Source organism: Pseudomonas sp. NPDC087690, from assembly GCF_044743175.1.
Lineage (GTDB): Bacteria > Pseudomonadota > Gammaproteobacteria > Pseudomonadales > Pseudomonadaceae > Aquipseudomonas.
In genome coordinates, this window is record NZ_JBIUVX010000013.1 from 15,381 (window position 1) to 35,468 (window position 20,088).

The window sequence follows — 20,088 nt, forward strand, 5'->3', positions numbered from 1 at the left end:
GACGCTCTGCGTCGGTGACGCGGAGCGTCACGGGATGAATTCCCACGCAGAGCGTGGGAACTATCGCTGATCAGGGAAGAGGCGAAAACGGCGTACGCCCATCGGCGCTCTGCAGTTCCATCAGGTATTTACGGAAAATCTGCCCGAGCACCTGGGTGGCGGTCTCAAGATCTTCGCGGGACATCTTTTCGGAAACTTCGTCGGCGGTGTCCAGCGCATCTTCAGCGCCGTTGACCGCGGCCATCTTCAGCACGATATACGCCTGAATGTTGTTGGCCTGCACGCCTTCACCGTGGAAGAACATGGTGCCGAGCTTGAATTGCGCCTGAGCGTGGCCTTGCAACGAGGCTTTTTCGAAATAGCTCAGGGCTTGATTGAGGTCGCGCGGCGCATTCTTGCCGTCGTAGTAGAACTCACCCAACTCGTATTGCGCTTGCGCATCCCCTTCGTCCGCCGCTTTCTGGCACGCGGCCAAGGCCTGCGTGACGTCTTGCGGCTGAGTATTGAGGGTGCAACGACCCATCGCCGGGATCAACAACGAGTTGCCGCCTGCTTGTGCATGCGCGAGCAGGGGCTGAAGGAGCAACAGGCAGCCCAAGGCAAGGGTGCGGCCGGTGCGGTTCATGGGAATCGACTTACCTCTGAAGGGCACGCGGACCCATCGAGGGATCCAATAAGCGCGCATTATGAAATAAGCAGGGCCAACCTTACAAAGTCTTTACTCGTTTTTCTGCTGCGCGGGGAATATATCGCCCACTTTAGGGAAGATTTTTAGCAGGAGCATCGGAAAAACAGCGTGGGTGTAGGTGAATGCTGACGCTGGCCATAGCCAACGTCAGCGGTACGGCGATTACTTCAGTGCAGCGAAGGCGCGTTCGGCAGCGTCCAGGGTCAGTTTCAACTCGGCCTCACCATGGGCGATCGAGGTGAAACCGGCTTCGAAGGCGCTCGGTGCCAGGTACACGCCACCTTCCAGCATCAGGTGGAAGAAGCGACCGAACAGTGCCGCGTCGCTGGCCATCACGTCTTCAAAGGTGACGATGTCGTCGGCGCCGCTGAAGTACAGACCGAACATGCCGCCAGCCTGGGTGGTCACGAACGGAATGCCAGCCGCATCAGCGCGCTGTTGCAGACCATCGAGCAGCCGCGTGGTGTAGTCAGTCAGCTCGGCGTGGAAACCCGGACGGCTGATCAGACGCAGCGTGGTCAAACCAGCGGCCATCGCCAGCGGGTTACCCGACAGCGTACCGGCTTGATATACCGGGCCCAGCGGCGCAATACGCTCCATGATTTCGCGCTTGCCGCCGAAGCAGCCGACCGGCATGCCGCCGCCGATGATCTTGCCGAAGGTGGTCAGGTCAGGATTGACCCCGTAGTACGCCTGAGCACCGCCGAGGGCAACGCGGAAACCGGTCATCACTTCGTCGAAAATCAGCACCACGCCATGTTTGTCGCACAGCGAGCGCAGGCCTGCGAGGAAGCCCGGCGCTGGTGGTACGCAGTTCATGTTGCCGGCCACCGGCTCAACGATGATGCATGCCACGTCCTCGCCCACTTCGGCGAGCATTTTTTCAACGGCGTCGATGTCGTTGAACGGCAGCGTCAGTGTGTGTTTGGCGAATGCCGCCGGCACGCCGGCCGAGCTTGGCACGCCTTGGGTCAGGGCGCCGGAGCCGGCCTTGACCAGCAGGCTGTCGGAGTGGCCGTGGTAGCAGCCTTCGAACTTGATGATGCTGTCGCGGCCGGTATAACCACGGGCCAGACGGATCGCACTCATGGTCGCTTCGGTGCCGGAGCTGACCATGCGCACCATGTCCATCGACGGCACCAGCGAGCAGACCAGATCGGCCATCTCGGTTTCCATCGCAGTCGGCGCGCCGTACGACAAGCCGTGTTGCAGTTGATTGCGCACCGCGTCGAGCACGTCCGGGTGGCTGTGGCCGAGGATCATCGGGCCCCACGAACCAACGTAATCAACATAACGCTTGTCGTCTTCATCGGTAACGTAAGCACCTTCAGCGTGCTTGAAGAACAACGGTGTGCCGCCAACGCTCTTGAATGCACGGACTGGCGAGTTTACGCCACCGGGAATGTGTTTCTGAGCATTGGCAAACAGGGTTTCGGAACGAGACATGATCGGGCTCTCAATCTTCAGGATTTGAACAATTCGTTGAACGCGCGGGCGCGACGGGTCACTTCGGCGGCGCTTTCGGCACCAAACAGACCGTGAACCACGGCAAGCAGGTCGACGCCATGGGCCACCAGCGGGGCGGCGTTGTCGAGGGTGATGCCGCCAATCGCGCAGATTGGCAGGTGCAACGTGCGCTTGGCTTCGTCCAGCAGGTCGAGGCTGCAGGTCGGCGCGCCGGGCTTGGTGTTGGAGTTGAAGAAGCGGCCGAAGGCGACGTAGCTCGCGCCTTCTTTGGCGGCTTGTTCGGCCAGCGCGATTTGCGCGTGGCAGGTCGAACCGATGATCGCTTTCGAACCGAGCAGGGCGCGGGTCGGCGACAGCGGGCCATCGGTCTGGCCCAGATGCACGCCGACATTGAGGCGTGCCGCCAATTCGGCGTCATCGTTGATGATCAGTTGCGTTTTGTAGCGCTCGCACAGATCGCGCAGCGCTTCGGCCTCGCGCAAGCGGCGGGCCTCGTCGTTGCTCTTGTCGCGGTATTGCAGCAGGGTGACGCCGCCTTCCAGCGCCGCCTCTACATAAGACAGAAACTTGCCGGCCAGCAGCTCGCTGTCGGTAATGGCATACAGGCCACGTAGTTTCATCGGGCAGACCTCACGACGTTACGAGCAGAAATCCAGCGGCAGGCGACGCGGGACGAACTGGCCTTTGCCCAGTTGTTCGGCATCGCGCAGGGTGCGCCAGGTGTAATCGAGTGCACTGCGCACGGCGCTGGCGAGGTGTTCGCCTTGCGCCAGTCGCCCGGCCAATGCGCTGGCCAATGTGCAACCGGAACCGTGATAGCTACCCGGCAGACGCTGGCAGATAAAGGTTTCACGCAGACCGTCGCGGCTGTACACGCGGTTGTGGATTTCAGTTTCGTCGCCATGGCCGCCGGTGATCAGCAGGTTTTTGACGAACGGCAGGAGTTTTTCCGCACACTCGTCCGCAGTGCCCTCAGGCAGTTCGGCGAGGATGCGGGCTTCAGGAAGGTTAGGGGTGGCAATGATCGACAGCGGCAGCAGTCGCTCGCGCATCGCATAGCCGACCTCGTCCTTGCCCAGGCGTCCGCCGCCGCCGGCGCGCAGTACCGGGTCACAGACCACCGGCAAGTGCGGGTGCGCCGAGAGCAGTTCGACAACAGTGTCGACCATCTCCAGCGAGCCGAGCATGCCCAGTTTGACCGCTGCGACTTCGGAGTCGTTGAGCACGGCATTGGCCTGGGCCAATACCCACTCACGGTCGAGGACGCGGAAGTCAGTGACGTTGACGGTGTCTTGCACGGTCAGCGCGGTGACGGCCGGAGCCGCATGGCAACCCTGCGCGAGCAGAGCTTCGATATCTGCCTGCAAGCCGGCGCCACCACTTGGGTCGTGGCCGGAGAGACAGAGGACAACGGGGCGGGAGCTGTAGATATTCATGGTGCGCGAGCTTACCACCAAAGCTGATTTTCGGGTGTGGCTGGCGGAGCAAGATCAAAAGATCGCAGCCTGCGGCAGCTCCTACAGGAAACTCCAGATCAATGTAGGAGCTGCCGCAGGCTGCGATCTTTTGATCTACCTGACCAACCCAACAGCTCTAGCCCGCTGCTTTGCTCTGGAACGCCCGTGCTAGAGCCTTTGTAGGAAAAATTTCAATGGTGCTCAATGGCCATCAACGGCTATGCTAGTCTGGATCCAAACCAATAACAGGTAATACCGGTTTTACGTCTACTCAAAGGGAATGGGGGGCTTCCTGACACAACCGGACGAGCCACGCTGGGGCTTCAATGCGCTATTTGCTGATGTTGCTGTTCTGCTTGCCCCTCATGGCGAGCGCCGTCGAATTCGACGAATTTACCCAGAGCCTGCCTCTGGGCCGGTCGCTGCAAGTGTTCGAAGACCCGAGCGGTCAGGCGAGCATTGCCGATGTTCGCGCGCAGGCTGCCGCCGGCAATTTCAAACTTCACGATAAAGCCACGCTGAATGCCGGTTACTCACGCTCGGCGTTCTGGCTGAAGATCGACCTGCATTATCGTCCGAGCAATCCCGCTGCCCAGCGCACCTGGTTGCTGGAATTGGCTTATCCGCCGCTTGATCACCTCGATTTGTACCTCGCCGACGCCAATGGCGATTACCGCCTCGCCCGGCAAACTGGCGATGCGCTGCCGTTCGCCAGTCGTGAGATCCGCCAGAACAATTACCTGTTCGACCTGGCCTTTGAACCGGATCAACAGCAAACCGTTTACCTGCGACTGGCCAGCGAAGGCTCGATTCAGGCACCGGTAACGTTGTGGTCAAGCACCGCCTACCTCGAGGACCAGCCGGTGCGGCTGTATGTGCTGGGCATCATTTATGGCGTATTGCTGGGGATGGTGGTCTACAACCTGTTCATCTACCTCAGCGTGCGCGACACCAGCTACCTCTATTACATCTTCTACATCGCCTCGTTCGGCCTCTATCAACTGTCGGTGAACGGTGCAGCGGTCGAATACTTCTGGCCGAATAACCCTTGGTGGGCCAACGCCGCGACGCCGTTTTTCATCGGTTGCGCCGGCCTGTTCGGTAGTCAGTTCGCCCGCAGTTTCCTGCAGACCAAAAACCACAGCCGCTGGCTTGATCGCTTGCTGATTGCACTGATCGCGTTCGGCGCGCTGGTGGTTGGTTTGTCGCTGATGACCAGTTACGCGTTGTCGCTGCGTCTGGCGACGATACTGGCGCTGACCTTTACGGTAGTGATTTTCGCCGCCGGGATTCTGGCCTGGTGGCGCGGCTTGCGTGTGGCACGGTACTTCATCATTGCCTGGTCGGCGTTTCTGCTCGGCGGCATCGTCAACACGCTGATGGTGCTGGGCTTGCTGCCGAACGTGTTCCTGACCATGTACGCCAGTCAGATCGGCTCGGCCATTGAAGTGGCGCTGCTGTCGCTGGCACTGGCCGACCGCATCAACGCGATGCGCGAGCAGCAGGCGCAAACGCTTTACGACGCCGGGCAGAAACTCGAAGTGCTCAACCAGCAACTGGCCCACAGCAACAAGCTCAAGGATGAATTCCTCGCGACCCTGACGCATGAACTGCGCACGCCGATGAACGGTGTGATCGGTTCACTGGAACTGATGCAGACCGTCGATCTGGATCCGGAGCTTGAGCAATATCAGCAAACCGCCGCCGGTTCCGCGCGGGACATGATGCGCATGGTCAACGGCATCCTCACCCTCACCGAATTGCAGGCCGGCAAGCTCAAGGCCGCGCCGGGCAGTTTCAGCCTGCGTGCGGTGGTCGAGGCGTTGCGCGTGCAGTTCGATGGCAATGCGTCGAGCAAGTCACTGGACTTCAAAGTCGAGGTGCTGCCGACGCTGCCGGATCGCCTGCACGGCGACAGCGCCAAACTGGCGCAATGCCTGGAATGCCTGTTGGACAACGCGATCAAGTTCACCCGTGTCGGCGGGCTGGCGCTGCGAGTAACCGGCAAACCGTCGACGGGCAATCGTCTGGCGCTGTCGTTTGCGGTGATCGACACCGGCATCGGTTTTACCGATCTGGGCGAAGCGACGATGTATCAGCGTTTTTTCCAGCTCGACGGTTCGATGACTCGTGAATACGGCGGCCTCGGCGTTGGTCTGGCGATTTGCCGACAGTTGGTCGAGCTGCTCGATGGCAAACTCACCCATCGTTCCGAACCAGGCAGCGGCAGCCGCTTTCAGCTGGATGTCGAGTTCGAACTGCCGGTGGTTGAATCTGCGCCGATTTCTGCGTCTTCGCGTGATTGCGTGCGTGCACCGCAGGACTGCACGGTGTTGCTGGTGGACGACAACAGCGTCAACCAATTGGTGATGCGTGGCATGTTGCTCAAGCTTGGCTTTCGCGTGCGTACCGCCGACAACGGCGCGACTGCGCTCGATTGTCTGCAGCGTGAAACGGTCGATGCGGTGCTGATCGATTGCCAGTTGCCGAGCCATGAGGGCGCTTCGTTGTGCTGCCAGATTCACGCATTGCCGGGCTGCGCCAATCTGCCGGTGTTCATGCTGGCGTTGAACGCTGATCGTGAGCTTTGCGCAACGGGGGCTGCAATCGACTACCTGAGCAAACCGGTGAAATTCGAAGATTTGCAATCCGCGCTGGAACGCCGGGTTCTGTGCTGTTAATAGGGTAAAAGCGCCGCAAATTCGGCTGGTATGACACTTTGACCGCTTGCGGTGCGGTGCTTAACTGAGTTCCTTGGTTGCCCAAAGGAGCCCCGTCATGAACCTGCATCAGTTCGCCGAAACCCACGAAGTCACCAACCAGCCGCCGTCGCTGGACGGCACCAACCTGTACCGCATCGACCTGCCATTGCAGGAATGGTCGCGCCGGTTTGGTGCCGGTTGGGCCGAATCGCGGATCGATGCTTACGGCGCGCTCGCCGGCGGGCCGCTGATGGAAGCGGGGTTCCTCGCCAACCAGAACAAACCGGTATTTGCCAGCCACGACCGCTACGGCCATCGCATCGATCTGGTGGAGTTTCATCCCGCCTATCACGAACTGATGCGTACGGCGATCGAGCATGGCCTGACTTCGCTGCCATGGGCGCATCCACAGGATGGGGCCCACGTCGCTCGCGCCTCGATGACTTATCTGCACAGCCAGGCCGAGGCCGGCAGCGGTTGCCCGTTGACCATGACCTTCGCCAGCGTGCCGGCCTTGCGTTTGCAGCCGAACATCGCTGAGCAATGGCTGCCGAAAGTCCTCGCCAGCGAATACGACCCGCGCAACGTCGGCATGGCGCACAAGGCCGGCGTGACCATCGGCATGGCCATGACCGAGAAACAGGGCGGCACCGACGTGCGCGCCAACACCACCAAGGCTTATCCGGTCGGCGCCAGCGGCCCGGGGCAGGCTTATGAACTGGTCGGGCACAAGTGGTTCTGTTCGGCGCCAATGTGCGATGCGTTCCTCACGCTGGCGCAGACCGACAAGGGTTTGAGCTGCTTCCTGCTGCCGCGCCATCGCCCGGACGACACGCGCAATCAGTTCTATATCCAGCGCCTGAAAAACAAACTCGGCAACCAGTCCAACGCCTCCAGCGAAGTGGAGTTCCGTGGCGCACTGGCGTGGATGGTCGGAGAAGAAGGGCGCGGCGTGCCGACCATTATCGAAATGGTGGCGATGACTCGCTTCGATTGCATGGTCGGATCCAGCGCGTTGATGCGTCAGGCGCTGACCCAGGCCAGCCACCACTGCGCGCATCGCAAGGTCGGCGGCAAATTGCTCAGTGAACAGCCATTGATGCAGAACGTGCTGGCCGATCTGGCCCTGGAAAGCGAAGCCGCGCTGGCCCTGAGTTTGCGCATGGGCAAGGCGCTGGATCATTTGGATGATCACCACGAAGCGCAATTTGCCCGGCTGGTGACAGCGGTGGGCAAATACTGGATCTGCAAACGCGCGCCGGGGATGATCAACGAAGCGGCGGAATGCATGGGCGGTGCCGGGTATGTCGAGGACAGCATCCTGCCGCGTCTGTACCGCGAGGCGCCAGTGAACTCGACGTGGGAAGGCTCGGGGAATGTGCAATGCCTGGATGTGCTGCGCGCGTTGTCGAAAGAACCGGGGGTGCTGGATGTGTTGTTCAGCGAACTCGGTGATGGGCATGGCGATAAGCGGCTGGCTGCGCATATTCAGCAATTGCAGGCGCAGTTCAAGGACACCAGCGACATTCAGTATCGGGCGCGGCAACTGACCGAAGACATCGCGCTCGGTTTGCAGGCCAAGCTCCTGTTGGAGGCCGGCAACTCGGTGGTCAGCGATGCGTTCATTGCCAGCCGCCTAAGCGGTGGCGGCCGAGTCTACGGCGCCTTGCCACGCGGCCTGGACGTCGAAGCTATCGTCACCCGATCAACCCCACAGATTCTCTGAACCACCACATATCCCCTGTAGGAGCTGCCGAAGGCTGCGATCTTTTGATCTTATAAACAACAAGATCAAAAGATCGCAGCCTTCGGCAGCTCCTACAGGGATCGTGGTGGCCCATATATTGTGCGGTTGCCAACATGCCACTGTTCCCGTGACGCGACGATGCAGGCAAGATGAAGCTCTGCAAGTCAGAACACAGGAAGCTGATCGTGACCGAAGCGTTTATTGTCGTTCAAACCGCCGAACAAGCCGTGGATCGTCTGGCCGAGTTGCATGAGCGGGCCACCACTGCGCTGAACTCGGCGCTCAAGCGTTACCTCAAGGATCGCGTCGAGCCCGACGCTGCGCAGCGTGCTCTGTTTCGTTATCCCGAACTGCGTCTGACCTATCACTGCCAGGGCGAAGTCCCGCAGACCACCCGCGCTTACGCCAAGGTGCAATTGCCGGGCACTTACAGCGTCACCGTCACCCACCCGGCGGCGTTCCGCAAATACCTGCTCGAACAACTGGTGCCGTTGATGCACGACTTTACGGTGACCGTGGAAGTCGGTGTCAGCCAGCAGAACATTCCGTATCCGTACGTGGTCGAGCAGGGCGATGAACTGGCCGGCTCCGGCGTCACCGCTGCCGTGCTGGCGCGGGTGTTTCCGAGTACCGACCTGTCTGCCGCCACCGATGGCATCGCCGACGGTCTCTACGACTGGGAAAATACCGATCCGCTGCCGCTGGCCTTGTTCGACGCCGCACGTGTGGATTTCTCCCTGCGTCGTCTGGTGCACTACACCGGCAGCGACTGGCGCCATGTGCAGCCGTGGATTCTGCTGACCAACTATCACCGCTACGTCGACCAGTTCATCGTCCATGGTCTGGAGCAGTTGCGCAGTGACCCGCGTTTCGTGCGCATGGTGTTGCCGGGCAACGTGATCATCGAGAAGGGCATGGATCACGGCGAAGCGTCGGCGATTGCTGCCGGTGTGGTCTGGCACCGTTATCAGATGCCGGCTTATCACCTGATCGCCAGCGATGGCCACGGCGTGACCTTGGTCAACATTGGCGTCGGCCCGTCCAACGCCAAGAACATCACCGACCACCTCGCGGTGCTGCGTCCGCATTGCTGGCTGATGATTGGCCACTGCGGCGGTTTGCGTCAGTCGCAGACCATCGGCGACTACGTGCTGGCCCACGCTTATATGCGTCGCGACGGCATTCTCGACCGCGTGGTGCCACCGAACATTCCGATCCCGGCCCTGGCCGAAGTGCAAATGGCGCTGCAGCAAGCAGCGGCGAACGTCACTGGCGAGAAGGGCGATGACCTGAAAAAACGCCTGCGCACCGGTACCGTGCTGACTTACGACGACCGTAACTGGGAATTGCGTTGGGCGCAGGAACGGCCGTTGATCAACCTGTCTCGCGCGGTGGCGGTGGACATGGAAAGCGGCACGATTGCCGCCCAGGGTTATCGCCTGCGGGTGCCTTACGGCACATTGCTGTGTGTATCGGATAAACCGCTGCACAGCGAAATCAAACTGCCGGGTTCGGCCAACGCTTTTTATGAGCGTGCGGTCAGCCAGCACTTGAAGATCGGCATCGAAGCAGTGGATCTGCTGCGTACCGAACTCAACTCGCTGCACTCGCGCAAACTGCGCAGCTTCGACGAACCGCCGTTCCGTTAACGGTTAGTCGTGGCCATTTGGCGGTCGGGGCACTAGCATTGTCAGCCCTGATCGCTAAATATTTTTTCTCCCTATGTCCCGTCCCCCGCGTCCACCTTCCCGCCGTCCCGGCGCGAAGCCTCAGTCTTCCTCGCCGCGTCGTGTTGCCAAGGCACCCCCGGCCGAGCCGAAGCTGATTCTGTTCAACAAACCGTTCGATGTGCTGACGCAATTCAGCGACGGCGAAGGGCGAGCGACGCTCAAGGATTACATCGACGTGCCTGGGATTTACCCGGCCGGACGCCTTGATCGTGACAGCGAAGGGTTGCTGCTGTTGACCAACGACGGGCAGTTGCAGGCGCGCATTGCTGATCCGAAGCACAAGCTGGCAAAGACTTATTGGGTACAGGTCGAAGGGGTGCCGACGGCCGAGCAGTTGCAACGTTTGCGTGACGGCGTCGAGTTGAACGACGGCATGACCTTGCCGGCCGAAGCGCGACAACTGGATGAGCCACAGTTGTGGCCGCGCAATCCGCCGGTACGCTTTCGCGCGACCATACCGACGTCATGGCTGGAGTTGGTGATTCGCGAAGGGCGCAACCGTCAGGTGCGGCGCATGACGGCGGCAGTCGGGCTGCCGACGTTGCGGCTGGTGCGGGTCAGGATTGGAGACTGGACGATCGAAGGCCTCGATCAGGGCCAGTGGAAAGAAGTGCCGGCGCGTTTATAGAGCGCCGGATTCGATCAGGCCGATCACCACACTCTTGATGATGAACGCGGCCACGCCCAGGCCCAGCACGAAGAACAGAATGAACGAGCCAAAGCGCCCGGCCTTGGACTTCTTCGCTAGATCCCAGACGATGAAACCCATGAAAATGATCAGGATGCTGACCAGACCGGTCATCATCCATTCTTCTAATAATGCTGGATCCATTGGGTTTCTCCGGCGCGCGCGGGGCTAAAAGGGCGCGGCGAGTATACGTCAAGGTGTGTGGGGTGGCATTGATCTGGGTCTGATCCGAAGCCTTTGCCCTCACCCTAACCCTCTCCCAGAGGGAGAGGGGACTGACCGGGGGACGCTTGAGAACTACACCGACTTGATCCAGAAGTTGTGAATCCATAATCGACTCAATCTTTCAGGTCGATGTATGACAGCAGACACCTCGGTCGGCCCCCTCTCCCAGAGGGAGAGGGGACTGATTGGGGGATGTTCAAGGAATACGCCGACCTGGACGTTTTGTTGTGAATCCATAATCGACTCAATCTTTCAGGTCGATGTATGACGCCAGACACCTCGGTCGGCCCCCTCTCCCTTTGGGAGAGGGCTGGGGTGAGGGTGCCTTTGATCAGTTGCGCAGGTGGGTCAAGGGCAGTTCAGTGCTGTTGAGCACCTGATTCAGTACGAAGCTCGAACGAACGCTGGTCACGCCCTCAATCCGTGTGAGGTGCCCCAGCAACAGCTTCTGATAGTGATCCATATCCGGCACCACCACTTTCAACTGGTAATCGGCATCCACGCCCGTCACCAGACTGCACTCCAGCACCTGCGGCAACGTGCGAATCGCCGCTTCGAAATTCTCGAAACGCTCCGGCGTATGCCGATCCATTCCGATCAGCACATAAGCGGTCAGGCTCAGCCCGAGCATCTTGCGATCGAGCAGCGCAACCTGGCGCGAAATGTAGCCGTCGTCTTCCAGCTGTTTGACCCGACGAGAGCAAGGCGAGGGCGACAGACCGATGCGCTCGGCCAACTCCTGGTTGGAGATGCGGGCGTCGCGCTGCAATTCCGCCAAAATGCTCAGGTCGTAACGGTCGAGTTTGCTCATCAATCTGTCCTTGGTTGTAACTATTGCGGCGGATTATCTATCCAGGGTTAAAAATTGCGCAAGTGGTGTTTATTTCAGCAATCTTCGCAATCATCTGTCGCGGCCTCAGGCCTATTCTTATCACCAGAATCACTGCCCGGTAACACAGTCCACGCGGCCCGCCCTATTCGGCCTGCCGCGGCCGCCACCCCCACCGGGGTTGTGCCGGCCCCCGAGCTGCACACTGTCCAGAAGACGGCGTGAGGTGAGCCGACGTCAAAAGCGTCGAGCCAGGACGAAGTTCTCTAGAAGGGAGGCCGACGGGTCTCCCTTTTTTCTTGTCTGCGATTTCATGTTGCGGCGCTCAATAAATAAGTTGCGTGACTGATAACCTGTTGCAGAACCCGGTGTGTGTATTCCCGGTCTTAGTGACAAGTCCTCTTACATTTACAGGCCCCGCAGTGAGAAAAAGCATGAAGTCACGCATCTGGCGTCTGGCCGGTGTCGGTTTGCTGTGTGTGAGTGTCAGTGCGCAAGCGCTTGCTGACGAGCCGCAGAATCGTGGACCGGATGGCGGTGGCCACGGGCAGGGCCCTCAGGGCGGCAATCAGGGCCATGGCGGTAACAATCAGCCGCGTCCGCAGAACAATCCATCGCAGAATTCGCCGCAACAGAATCAGCCGCGCCCACAGAGCAACGAGATCATTCGTGGCGACAACAGTCGTCAGTTCGAGCACAACGGCAACAACAATGGCCAGTGGCAAAACCACGATCAGAACCGGCCGGCCTACAACCCCAACCCGGTGCGGCAGCCGCCACCGCCGCCGCAACTGCCGGCCAACAGCCTGCCGATCCAGCCTCGGCCCGATGCCGTACGCCAGACTCAGGAGCCGCGTCAGGGTTACTACCGCGACGAGCGTCCGCAGAACGGCTACAACAATCAGCATTGGCAGACCAACAACCGACCCAACGACAATCGCTGGCCGGGACGCCCGGACGGGCACGGCAATGGCTGGGGCCCCGGCCCGCAATATCGGCCGGGGCATGTGATCGACCGCTTCCCGGATCGCGACTATCGCGTGCCATATCGCGGTCAGGATTACTTCTTCTCCGGCGGCTACTGGTATCGCCCGCAAGGCCCACGCTACATCGTCGTGCAGCCGCCGCGCGGGATTCGCATTCAGTATCTGCCGGACTACGCCCGTGAAGTGTGGATCGGAGGTTCGCTGCTGTTCCTCGCCGCCGGTTCCTACTATGCCTATCAGGAAGCGACGCAGGATTACATCGTGGTCGAACCGCCGGTTCAGCAGCAGCCGCAACCGCAGTCTCAAGGCTATGACGTTGAAGCGTACCCGGCCAACGGCCAGTCGCCGGAACAGGTGCAGCAGGACGGTTACCAGTGCTACCAGTACGCGGTGCAGCAAAGCGGTTTCGACCCGCGCACCGCGACCTATCAACCAGCGCCCGAAGTGGTTCAGGCGTACCGCCAGGCTCAGGGCAATTGCCTGAGCAGTCGCGGTTATCAGGTCAGTTACTGAGCCCGAGCGGCCAGCACCACTTCCTGCGGGTCGGCGTGCACCAGCACTTCGGCGCGCGGGTAGGCTTTGTGGATGGCATCGGCGGCTTGATCGCTGATGCCATGGGCCACTGACAGGGTCAATTCCCCCGGCAATTCCAGGTGCAACTGCACGAACCAGTGGTTGCCGGAGATCCGCGTGCGCAAGTCATGCGCGCCCAACACCCCCGGCACGCTGCAGGCCAATTCGAGCATGTGCTGACTGACATCCGCCGGCAGTTCTTCATCCATCAACACCGAAAAACTTTCCCGGGCGATCTGGATTGCACTCCACAGAATGTACGCGGCAATCCCCAGACCGAACCAGGCGTCCAGTTGCTCAAAACCAAACCCGGCCAAAATCAGCGCAATCAGAATGCTGCCGTTGAGCAACATGTCCGATCGATAGTGCAGCGAATCCGCACGCACGGCGTTGGAGCCGGTCTGCTTGATCACCCGATGCTGCAACACCAGCAACGCCGCCGTCAGCAGCAGGGAAAACACGATCACACCGATGCTCAGCCACGGCGCCCCAAGTGGTTGCGGATCGTGCAGTCGCTCGTACGCCTGAAACGCGATCAGCAGCGCACTGCCACCAATGAACAGCGCCTGCGCCATGCCCGCCAGGGATTCCGCTTTGCCGTGACCATAACGGTGATCGTCATCGGCCGGGCGCAGCGCGTAATGCACCGCGAGCAGATTGAGCATCGAGGTGACGCCATCCAGCGCCGAGTCGGTTAGGCCGGCGAGCATGCTCACCGAACCGCTGAGCCACCAGGCGATGGCTTTGGCGACGATCAGCGTGCAGGCGACCGCCACCGAGGCGCGGGTCGCCAGCCGCAGCAGGCGAGCGTGTTCGGGGCTGGATGTCATTGAACGTCCTTTTTAAGCGGCGGGTTGCAGGCCGAACATCGCCAGTTGTTGCGTGCTGCCCTTGTGCTGAATCAGGCGCGGGTCATCCAGAGGGAAATCCTTGCCCAACTCGCTTTCGAGAATAGCCTGCAGCTTGTGATTATCGACCTGACCGTCCGGGCCAATGGCTTGCTTGAGCTTGGCCGGGTCGATCTGCGCCGTGTGACCCGGTTCAAAGTAGATCGCACCGGTGGCAAAGTCGACGGCAAACGCGATCAGCCCGGGAATGACGTAGAACAGTAGGCCCACGGCATCGAGCACGGCAATCGCCGGGTCGATCTTGCCGTCGATCTGACCACGACGGTCCGGGTAGAAAATCGAACCGCACGCGGTGATTTGCGTGAGCAGGGTGGCGACCAGTACACCGCCGATCAGGCGAAAAGGTAAGCGCATGGGAAAATCTCCTGATTGATCTAAGAACGAAGCGTCGTCGTGTGAAGTTAAGACCCTGACGAACGCCCGCCAGTTCGCCGTTATACTCGGGCCTCTGTTTTGGAGCCAGCATGAATTCTTTGCCAATCGATGAAGTTTTACCCGCCCTGCGTGAAGCCTTGGCGACTCGCCATGAAGCCGTGCTCGAAGCACCGCCCGGCGCCGGTAAAACCACCCGCGTGCCGTTGGCCTTGCTCAATGAAGCGTGGCTGGCCGGGCAGACCATTCTGATGCTCGAGCCGCGCCGTCTCGCCGCGCGTGCCGCCGCAGAACGGCTGGCCAGCGAGCTGGGTGAGAAGGTCGGTGAAACCGTCGGTTATCGCATTCGCCTCGACAGCAAGGTTGGCCCCAACACGCGCATCGAAGTGGTCACCGAAGGCATTCTCACCCGGCGCTTGCAGGATGACCCGGCGCTGGAAGGCGTGGGTTTGCTGATCTTCGACGAATTCCACGAGCGCAGCCTCGATGCTGATCTGGCGCTGGCATTAAGTCTGAACGGTCGGGAGTTGTTTCGAGCTGAACAACCGCTGAAGATTTTGCTGATGTCGGCCACGCTCGAAGGCGAGCGCCTCGCCGGGTTGCTGGATGACGCGCCGATCCTGCGCAGCGAAGGCCGCATGTATCCGGTGACGATGCGCTGGGGGCGGCCGTTTCAGCCCGGCGAATATATCGATCAACGTGTCACGCAAACTGTGCTCGAAGCGCTGCACGATGAAACCGGCAGCCTGTTGGTGTTTCTGCCGGGGCAGGCGGAAATCCGTCGTGTGCATCAACAACTTGTCGACGCCATGGGTGAGCGCAGCGACGTGTTGCTGTGCCCGTTGCATGGTGAACTCGACCTTAATGCACAACGCGCGGCGATCGATCCGGCGCCGGCCGGTCAGCGCAAAGTGGTGCTGGCGACCAACATCGCCGAGACCAGTCTGACCATCAACGGCGTGCGCGTGGTGATCGACGCCGGGCTGGCGCGGGTGCCGCGTTTCGATCCCGGTAGCGGCATGACGCGTCTTGATACCCAGCGGATTTCCAAGGCCAGCGCCACGCAGCGCGCGGGTCGTGCGGGGCGTCTGGAACCGGGCGTTTGTTATCGCTTGTGGTCGCAGGATCAGCACGAACAACTCGCTGCTTATGGCAGTGCGGAAATTCTTTCGGCGGATCTCGCCAGTCTGGCGTTGCAACTGGGCCGTTGGGGCGTGACGCCGGGCGAACTGGTCTGGCTCGACGTTCCGCCAGCGGCGGCTTATGCACAGGCGCAGGATTTGCTGCAACGGCTCGGTGCGCTGGAAGGTGACGCGCTGACTTCCCACGGTCAGGCCATGGCTGAGTTGCCGGCGCATCCGCGCATCGGTCATTTGTTGTTGCGCGGACAGGCGTTGGGTTTGGCCAACATGGCCTGCGACGTCGCCGCATTGCTTGGTGAGCGCGATATCTTGCGTGGCGCCGGGGCGGATTTGCACAGTCGATTGCTGCTGCTATCCGGCGAAGAGCGTGCCGCCCGAGGTGCGCAGGGCGGCGTACAACGGGCTAAGCAACTCGCCCGGCAATATCGCGGTTACCTGCGCGGCAAGGCCAGCGAGCCGGTCAGCAATCCCGATCATCCGCGCTGGCTCGGCGCCTTGCTGGCGCTGGCGTATCCCGATCGCGTTGCGCAACAGCGGCGAGCCGGTGGCGCGGAATATCGCCTGGCCAACGGTCGTGCGGCGCTGTTCGCCGAAGCCGACAGCCTGATGAAAGAGCCGTGGATTGTCATCGCCGACCTCGGCAGCCGTCAGGGCCAGCGCGAAGAGCGGATTTATCTGGCGGCGGATTTCGATCCGGCGCTGTTCGATTCAGTGCTCGCCGAACAGGTGCGCAACGTCGATCAACTTGACTGGGACGAACGCGAAGGCGTGCTGCGTGCCGAGCGGCAACGCAAGGTTGGCGAGCTGATTCTCAGCCGCGAGCCGTTGACCGGTCTTGATGAAAATGCGCGCAGTCAGGCGCTGGTCAATCTGGTGCGGCGCAAAGGGCTGGAGCTGTTGCCGTGGACGCCGGAATTGCGTCAGTGGCAGGCGCGGGTGGCGTTGTTGCGCCAGTTGGAATTGAACAATCAGGACGACAGTCAGTGGCCAGATGTCAGCGATGCAACGTTGCTGAACAGTCTCGAAGACTGGCTGATGCCCTATCTGGGTAAAGTCTCGCGGCTCAGCCATTTTGCCAATCTCGATCTGTCGAGCATCGTGCGCAATTTGCTGCCATGGCCATTGCCGCAGAAGCTCGATGAGCTGGCGCCGCATCATTTGAGCGTGCCGTCGGGGTCGTCGATTCGTCTGGACTACAGCGAGTCTCCGCCGATCCTTGCGGTGCGTTTGCAGGAACTGTTCGGGCTGGCGGATACGCCACGGATTGCCGGCGGGCGCCAGGTGGTCAAGTTGCATCTGCTGTCGCCAGCGCGGCGGCCGGTGCAGGTGACGCAGGATCTGGCGAACTTCTGGCGTAGCACCTATGCCGAGGTGAAGAAGGACTTGAAGGGGCGGTATCCGAAGCATTACTGGCCGGATGATCCGCTGGTGGCCGAGGCGACCGCACGGGCCAAGCCGCGCGGGACCTGAAGATCAAGAGATCGCAGCCTTCGGCAGCTCCTACAGGATTGGAGTCGGCCACAAAATAATGCTGCGACATCGATCTACTGTAGGAGCTGCCGAAGGCTGCGATCTTTTGCTGTCAAGGGTGCGACTTGGCCGTCAGTTGTTCGCGGCAATAATCGGCGAACAACTGCGCCGGTTTGGTCAACTGCCCGCGTTTGAGCCACGCCGCCACCAGGCCTGAACCGGTGACGTCCTCGACGATGTCCACACAGACGACTTTCTTGCCGTCGTAAGTGCATTCCGAATGCGGTCTGGTTACCAGAATCGAGAAGCCGAAACCCTGGCCGACCATCCCGCGCACCATCTCGATCGACGGCGAGCTGAACTCGATGCGTGGGGTCAGCCCGAGCTCTTCAAACAGGCTGACGAAGTAAGTCCGACTCGGCTGCACATCGAGCAGGATCATCGGATCCAGGCACAGATCCCTTAGCGAAACCTGCTTGTACTGGGCAAAACGATGATCCGCCGGCAACAGCGCATATGGCCGTTGCGCCGGCATCAGCGGTTCGGTCTGAATCGTGGCGTCGAGTTCGTGTTCATAGAGGATGACCAGATCAAACGTGCCCGACGTCAGCCCTTGCACCAGCTCTTGCTGTTCACCGTCGCGGATGCGGATTTTCACTCCCGGATACAACGCCGAGAACCCGGCGATCAATTGCGGCAGGTACAACGGCGCGACCGTTTCGAAACAACCAATATCGATCTGTCCGGCGACCACGTCGTTGTCGGCCAACGCGTTCTGCTCAAACTCCTTGGCCATGCGCAGCAGCTCTTGAGCCTTGCGAAAAAACCGCGCACCGCTTGGGGTCAGCGACACACCCTGGGCGTGATGACGGATCAGCAGTTGCACGCCGAAGCTGTCCTCCAGGCCTTTGATCGCCGTGGAAATCGCTGGTTGCGCGATGTACAGCTTGCGCGAGGCTTCGGCAACGCTGCCGCATTCGACGGTGGTGATGAAGTATTTCAACTGACGCAAATTGTAGGCGGCCACGGCAAACCTCAGGACGAGCGGACTCGACTTCAAAGCAATTTGTGCGCCGCCACGTCCGTTGCACGACGATGTTTTTATCCTTCAACCATAGCCACCTGCGCAGCGATTGGGGGAAGTCCTTGCCCACTGTTTTTATTGCCTGCGAAGACATTTTTACTATTTTTAGCCCGTGCGGGCCTGAGCGACCATCGATTGACAATAACGTCTCAGGAGCATCCGTCGTGTTCGAGCTTGCAGAGTGGCAGCGCCGCGCCGTTGCATTGAAGTTTCCCGATCAAGCCGTGATCGACGGCCAACACTGCGCCGCGCAATCAGGGCAGACCTTCGCTGCGATCAACCCGGCGACCGGGCAATGTCTGGCCAATGTCGCCGCGTGTGGCGAGGCGGATGTCGACGTCGCCGTGCGTAATGCCCGGCAAGTATTCGAGTCCGGTATCTGGTCGCAACGCTCCCCGGCCGAGCGCAAGCAAGTGCTGCTGCGTCTGGCTGATTTACTGATGAACCATCGTGAAGAGCTGGCGCTGCTCGATTCGCTGAATATGGGCAAACCGGTGATGGATGCTTACAACATCGACGTGCCGGGCGCTGCCGGAGTGTTCCGCTGGTACGCCGAAGCCATCGACAAACTCTACGATCAGGTGGCACCCAGTGCGCCGAATGTGTTGGCGACCATTACCCGCGAAGCGCTCGGAGTGGTGGCAGCCGTGGTGCCGTGGAATTTCCCCTTGGACATGGCTGCGTGGAAGCTCGCGCCGGCGCTGGCGGCGGGCAATTCGGTGATTTTAAAACCGGCTGAGCAGTCGCCGTTTTCGGCATTGCGTCTGGCCGAGTTGGCGCTGGAAGCAGGGCTGCCGGCGGGTGTGCTGAACGTGTTGCCGGGGCTTGGCGAGCAGACTGGCAAGGCGCTGGGTTTACACGCGGATGTCGATTGTCTGGTGTTCACCGGCTCGACTCAGGTCGGGAAATATTTCATGCAGTACTCCGCGCAATCCAACCTAAAACAGGTCTGGCTGGAGTGCGGCGGCAAGAGCGCCAATCTGGTGTTCGCCGATTGTCAGGATCTCGATCTGGCGGCGGAAAAAGCGGCGTTCGGGATCTTCTTCAATCAGGGTGAAGTCTGCTCGGCCAATTCGCGATTGTTGGTGGAACGTTCCATTCATGATGAGTTTGTCGAACGGCTGAAAGCGCAGGCCGAACGTTGGTTGCCGGGCGATCCGCTGGATCCGCAGAGCAGTGCCGGGGCGATTGTCGATAGCAAGCAGACGGCGGGCATCATGGGTTTTATTCGCAGTGCCGAGCAGTCGGGCGCGACGCGGGTGTGTGGCGGGCAGCAGCGGCGATTTAACGGGTCGGACAATTTTATTGAGCCGACGATTTTTACCGGTGTAACTGCCGACATGCCGCTGTTTCGTGAAGAGGTGTTTGGCCCGGTGTTGGCGGTGATGCCGTTCGACAGCGAGGAAGAAGCGGTGCGACTGGCCAATGACAGCGTGTATGGCTTGGCGGCGTCGTTGTGGACTGATGACCTGAACCGGGCGCACCGCGTGGCGCGTCGGTTGCGCGCGGGCACGGTATCGGTCAATACGGTGGATGCGCTGGATGTGACGGTGCCGTTTGGCGGCGGTAAACAGTCGGGGTTCGGTCGGGATCTGTCGCTGCACTCGTTCGACAAATACACCCAGTTGAAAACCACCTGGTTCCAGCTGCGCTGAGACCGAGTCGCCCCCATCGCTGGCAAGCCAGCTCCCACAGGTTCAGCGGTATGCATGAAATCCAGCCACACCCTAGACCCTTGTAGGAGTGAGCCTGCTCGCGATAGCGGTGTGTCATGCAGCCGAGATATGGACTGACCTGACGCCATCGCGAGCAGGCTCACTCCTACAGTTTTCAGCGGTGTTCACAAAAACCGGGGTACAACTGAGATTCCTGTGGGAGCTGGCTTGCCAGCGATGACATTCTTCCACTCGCCGAAAACCCCCAATCTGCACTCACCTCGCGCACCCCCGCAATCCCCGCCCTGAAGCAGTGCGCACTACCCAGTTTTTTCATCATTTGCAGCCAACAATTTCCTGATTTT

Annotated in this window: 16 protein-coding genes; 7 read left to right on the forward strand and 9 right to left on the reverse strand. The window is 60.6% G+C overall.

The annotated features are described in order from the left end of the window. Positions 1–70: 70 nt before the first annotated feature. From ACIPIZ_RS15215 to ACIPIZ_RS15230, 4 genes are all read right to left on the reverse strand, one after another. Positions 71–625, reverse strand: coding sequence for a tetratricopeptide repeat protein (locus ACIPIZ_RS15215; RefSeq protein WP_003228518.1), 555 nt, complete (start codon positions 623–625; stop codon positions 71–73). 225 nt (positions 626–850) lie between these two features. After that, a complete protein-coding gene (hemL, locus tag ACIPIZ_RS15220; RefSeq protein WP_401165927.1) occupies positions 851–2,134 on the reverse strand; it encodes a glutamate-1-semialdehyde 2,1-aminomutase in 1,284 nt (427 codons plus the stop codon). 17 nt (positions 2,135–2,151) lie between these two features. Next, on the reverse strand, positions 2,152–2,775 hold the full coding sequence (thiE, locus tag ACIPIZ_RS15225) for a thiamine phosphate synthase (RefSeq protein WP_122661403.1): 624 nt from the start codon (positions 2,773–2,775) through the stop codon (positions 2,152–2,154). An 18-nt stretch (positions 2,776–2,793) separates the two neighbouring features. Further along, positions 2,794–3,591 (reverse strand): hydroxymethylpyrimidine/phosphomethylpyrimidine kinase, encoded by a 798-nt coding sequence (locus ACIPIZ_RS15230; protein WP_007909650.1) that lies wholly within the window; start codon positions 3,589–3,591, stop codon positions 2,794–2,796. A gap of 347 nt (positions 3,592–3,938) precedes the next feature. On the opposite strand from ACIPIZ_RS15230, the gene ACIPIZ_RS15235 reads away from it, so the two are divergent. The 4 genes from ACIPIZ_RS15235 (at position 3,939) to ACIPIZ_RS15250 (ending at position 10,419) form a co-directional block, all read left to right on the forward strand. Continuing rightward, positions 3,939–6,293, forward strand: a complete 2,355-nt coding sequence (locus ACIPIZ_RS15235; RefSeq protein ID WP_122661401.1) for a hybrid sensor histidine kinase/response regulator — start codon at positions 3,939–3,941, stop codon at positions 6,291–6,293. Between the two features lie 97 nt (positions 6,294–6,390). Next, on the forward strand, positions 6,391–8,040 hold the full coding sequence (locus ACIPIZ_RS15240) for an acyl-CoA dehydrogenase family protein (RefSeq protein WP_253481730.1): 1,650 nt from the start codon (positions 6,391–6,393) through the stop codon (positions 8,038–8,040). Between the two features lie 170 nt (positions 8,041–8,210). After that, positions 8,211–9,710 (forward strand): AMP nucleosidase, encoded by a 1,500-nt coding sequence (gene amn / locus ACIPIZ_RS15245; protein WP_161986511.1) that lies wholly within the window; start codon positions 8,211–8,213, stop codon positions 9,708–9,710. Between the two features lie 73 nt (positions 9,711–9,783). After that, positions 9,784–10,419, forward strand: a complete 636-nt coding sequence (locus ACIPIZ_RS15250) for a pseudouridine synthase (RefSeq protein WP_064390726.1) — start codon at positions 9,784–9,786, stop codon at positions 10,417–10,419. Here the strand turns inward: ACIPIZ_RS15250 and ACIPIZ_RS15255 are convergent. Continuing rightward, positions 10,414–10,623 (reverse strand): DUF2788 domain-containing protein, encoded by a 210-nt coding sequence (locus tag ACIPIZ_RS15255; protein ID WP_007909655.1) that lies wholly within the window; start codon positions 10,621–10,623, stop codon positions 10,414–10,416. The genes ACIPIZ_RS15250 and ACIPIZ_RS15255 overlap by 6 nt on opposite strands. Before the next feature lie 412 nt (positions 10,624–11,035). Further along, a complete protein-coding gene (locus ACIPIZ_RS15260) occupies positions 11,036–11,515 on the reverse strand; it encodes an Lrp/AsnC family transcriptional regulator (RefSeq protein ID WP_008081091.1) in 480 nt (159 codons plus the stop codon). 452 nt (positions 11,516–11,967) lie between these two features. Between ACIPIZ_RS15260 and ACIPIZ_RS15265 the strand changes: the two genes are divergently transcribed. After that, a complete protein-coding gene (locus ACIPIZ_RS15265; protein WP_401165931.1) occupies positions 11,968–13,032 on the forward strand; it encodes a DUF6515 family protein in 1,065 nt (354 codons plus the stop codon). Here ACIPIZ_RS15265 and ACIPIZ_RS15270 read toward each other — a convergent pair. Further along, positions 13,026–13,922, reverse strand: a complete 897-nt coding sequence (locus ACIPIZ_RS15270; protein WP_064392286.1) for a cation diffusion facilitator family transporter — start codon at positions 13,920–13,922, stop codon at positions 13,026–13,028. The genes ACIPIZ_RS15265 and ACIPIZ_RS15270 overlap by 7 nt on opposite strands. A gap of 12 nt (positions 13,923–13,934) precedes the next feature. Beyond that, positions 13,935–14,354, reverse strand: a complete 420-nt coding sequence (locus tag ACIPIZ_RS15275) for a polyribonucleotide nucleotidyltransferase (protein ID WP_150648514.1) — start codon at positions 14,352–14,354, stop codon at positions 13,935–13,937. Positions 14,355–14,464: 110 nt separating this feature from the next. On the opposite strand from ACIPIZ_RS15275, the gene hrpB reads away from it, so the two are divergent. Beyond that, entirely contained in the window at positions 14,465–16,984 is a 2,520-nt protein-coding gene (hrpB, locus tag ACIPIZ_RS15280) for an ATP-dependent helicase HrpB (protein WP_401165934.1), read from the forward strand. Positions 16,985–17,096: 112 nt separating this feature from the next. Here hrpB and ACIPIZ_RS15285 read toward each other — a convergent pair whose 3' ends face one another. Then, positions 17,097–18,011, reverse strand: coding sequence for a LysR family transcriptional regulator (locus tag ACIPIZ_RS15285; RefSeq protein ID WP_105708288.1), 915 nt, complete (start codon positions 18,009–18,011; stop codon positions 17,097–17,099). Positions 18,012–18,232: 221 nt separating this feature from the next. Between ACIPIZ_RS15285 and ACIPIZ_RS15290 the strand changes: the two genes are divergently transcribed. Next, entirely contained in the window at positions 18,233–19,723 is a 1,491-nt protein-coding gene (locus tag ACIPIZ_RS15290) for an aldehyde dehydrogenase (protein WP_401165936.1), read from the forward strand. The last annotated feature ends 365 nt before the right edge of the window (positions 19,724–20,088 follow it).

Bases quoted from the DNA above. Each gene is read 5' to 3' on its own strand.
- ACIPIZ_RS15215 (WP_003228518.1), bottom strand. From the start codon at position 625: ATGAACCGCACCGGCCGCACCCTTGCCTTGGGCTGCCTGTTGCTCCTT.
- hemL (WP_401165927.1), bottom strand. From the start codon at position 2,134: ATGTCTCGTTCCGAAACCCTGTTTGCCAATGCTCAGAAACACATTCCC.
- thiE (WP_122661403.1), bottom strand. From the start codon at position 2,775: ATGAAACTACGTGGCCTGTATGCCATTACCGACAGCGAGCTGCTGGCC.
- ACIPIZ_RS15230 (WP_007909650.1), bottom strand. From the start codon at position 3,591: ATGAATATCTACAGCTCCCGCCCCGTTGTCCTCTGTCTCTCCGGCCAC.
- ACIPIZ_RS15235 (WP_122661401.1), top strand. From the start codon at position 3,939: ATGCGCTATTTGCTGATGTTGCTGTTCTGCTTGCCCCTCATGGCGAGC.
- ACIPIZ_RS15240 (WP_253481730.1), top strand. From the start codon at position 6,391: ATGAACCTGCATCAGTTCGCCGAAACCCACGAAGTCACCAACCAGCCG.
- amn (WP_161986511.1), top strand. From the start codon at position 8,211: ATGAAGCTCTGCAAGTCAGAACACAGGAAGCTGATCGTGACCGAAGCG.
- ACIPIZ_RS15250 (WP_064390726.1), top strand. From the start codon at position 9,784: ATGTCCCGTCCCCCGCGTCCACCTTCCCGCCGTCCCGGCGCGAAGCCT.
- ACIPIZ_RS15255 (WP_007909655.1), bottom strand. From the start codon at position 10,623: ATGGATCCAGCATTATTAGAAGAATGGATGATGACCGGTCTGGTCAGC.
- ACIPIZ_RS15260 (WP_008081091.1), bottom strand. From the start codon at position 11,515: ATGAGCAAACTCGACCGTTACGACCTGAGCATTTTGGCGGAATTGCAG.
- ACIPIZ_RS15265 (WP_401165931.1), top strand. From the start codon at position 11,968: ATGAAGTCACGCATCTGGCGTCTGGCCGGTGTCGGTTTGCTGTGTGTG.
- ACIPIZ_RS15270 (WP_064392286.1), bottom strand. From the start codon at position 13,922: ATGACATCCAGCCCCGAACACGCTCGCCTGCTGCGGCTGGCGACCCGC.
- ACIPIZ_RS15275 (WP_150648514.1), bottom strand. From the start codon at position 14,354: ATGCGCTTACCTTTTCGCCTGATCGGCGGTGTACTGGTCGCCACCCTG.
- hrpB (WP_401165934.1), top strand. From the start codon at position 14,465: ATGAATTCTTTGCCAATCGATGAAGTTTTACCCGCCCTGCGTGAAGCC.